General features: G+C 64.9%; 2 protein-coding genes. Both read left to right on the forward strand.

Features of this window, described 5'->3' with window-relative positions; translation table 11 throughout:
- Nucleotides 1–274: SDR family oxidoreductase (locus tag A3840_RS01520; protein ID WP_131798207.1), on the forward strand; the 274-nt coding region annotated here is incomplete at its 5' end.
- Between the two features lie 129 nt (nt 275–403).
- On the forward strand, nt 404–1,720 hold the full coding sequence (locus A3840_RS01525) for an L-fuconate dehydratase (RefSeq protein WP_067450842.1): 1,317 nt from the start codon (nt 404–406) through the stop codon (nt 1,718–1,720).
- Nucleotides 1,721–2,090: the final 370 nt, after the last annotated feature.

Here is a 2,090-nt window from a genome sequence, read left to right on the forward strand (position 1 = left end):
CGTGATCGGGCTCACCAAATCCATCGCCGCCGATTACACCACGTCCAATATCCGGGTGAACGCCATCTGTCCGGGCACGGTGGACAGCCCCAGCCTGCATGAACGCTGGCACGCCACCGGCGACTTCGAGGGCGCCCGCAAAGCCTTCATTGCCCGCCAGCCCATCGGCCGCATCGCCCGGCCCGAGGAGGTCGCCGACCTCGCTCTCTATCTCGCCGGCGCCACCTATACGACCGGACAAATCCACGTCATCGACGGCGGCTGGACGGCCTGACCGGAAGGCCTCCGGAGGGGGCGGGGATGATAGGGCCGACAAACTAAGACAGGCGCGATGCCCCACCTCTCCCGCTGGGGGAGAGGTCGCCGCGAAGCGGCGGGTGAGGGGCCTTTTGGATAGTTACGAATGACCAGGATCACCACCCTCACCACCCACGATCTTCGCTTTCCCACCTCGGCATCGCTCGATGGTTCGGACGCGATGAATCCGGACCCCGATTATTCGGCCGCCTATGTGGTGCTGGGCACCGATGGCGAGCATGAAGGCCACGGCCTCACCTTCACCATCGGCCGGGGCAATGAAGTCGTGGAGGCCGCCATCAAAGCGCTGGCCTCCCGTGTCGTGGGGCTGGAGGTCGACTGGATCGCGGAAAATCCCGGCCGCTTCTGGCGCCACGTCACCGGCGACAGCCAATTGCGCTGGATCGGGCCGGACAAGGGCGCCATGCATCTGGCGACCGGGGCGGTGGTCAACGCCGTCTGGGATCTCCTGGCCAAGCAGGCCGGCAAGCCGGTCTGGCTCTATGTCGCCGAGATGAGTCCCGAACAGCTCGTCTCCATCATCGACTTCCGTTATCTCACCGACGCCATCACCCCCGAGGAGGCGCTGGACATCTTCCGGCGCGCCGAGCCCGGCAAGGCCGAGCGCATCGCCCGCCTGCGGCAGGAGGGCTATGCCTGCTACACCACTTCGGCCGGCTGGCTGGGCTATTCCAACGACAAGCTGACGCGGCTCGCCGAAGAGGCGGTGGCCGGCGGTTTCACCCATATCAAGATGAAGGTGGGTCGCGACCTCGAGGACGATATCCGCCGCCTCGAGATCGTCCGCGCCATCATGGGGCCGGACCGCTACCTGATGATCGACGCCAACCAGGTCTGGGAGGTCGACCAGGCCATCGGCTGGATCAGGGCGCTGCAGAAATTCGACCCCTATTTCATCGAGGAACCGACCAGTCCCGACGACGTGGAAGGGCACCGCAAGATTCGCGAGGCCATCGCCCCGATCAAGGTGGCCACCGGCGAGATGTGCCAGAACCGCATCCTGTTTAAGCAATTCATCACCCGCGACGCCATCGATATCGTCCAGATCGATGCCTGCCGCATCGGCGGGCTGAACGAAGTGCTCGCCGTGCTGCTCATGGCGGCCAAATACGGCAAGCCGGTCTGGCCCCATGCGGGGGGCGTCGGCCTCTGCGAATATGTCCAGCACCTCTCCATGATCGATTACCTGGCCGTGTCCGGCACCAAGCATGGCCGGGTGATCGAATATGTCGATCACCTGCACGAGCACTTCCTCGATCCCTGCGTGATCCGCAACGCCGCCTACATGCCCCCCGAACGCCCCGGCTTCTCCATCGAAATGAAACCGGCCTCCATCGCCGAAAACACTTTTCGCGGCTTCGAGCCGCCCCGCAGGGCAAATCTCTCCAGCGGAGAGATTTGAGGCGAGAAGGCCATGAGCGCTAAGCGCGAATGGCGGGGAGCCGCCCCTCAGGGCAAATCTCTCCAGCGGAGAGATTTGAGGCGAGAAGGCCATAAGCGCTATGCGCGAATGGCGGGGCGCTGTCCCAAACACCGCACCCACCTCCCCCTTGACGGGGGAGGTAGCGCAGCTTGGCCGACAGGCCTAGCGAAGCTAGGAGGGGGTGCTCCCGCGCACCGGCGCCTGATTTCGGCGCCCTGCCGCCCATCCCCCACCCCAACCCTCCCCGCAAGGGGGAGGGTGCCGCATCGCGTTTGCCAGAAAACTTATCCCCACCCCCATCACCCCATATTATCCTCCCCCTCATCAGCCGGGTGGAGATGGGGTTGCA

It is taken from the genome of Devosia elaeis (assembly GCF_001650025.1).
In the GTDB taxonomy this organism is placed as follows: Bacteria; Pseudomonadota; Alphaproteobacteria; order Rhizobiales; family Devosiaceae; genus Devosia; species Devosia elaeis.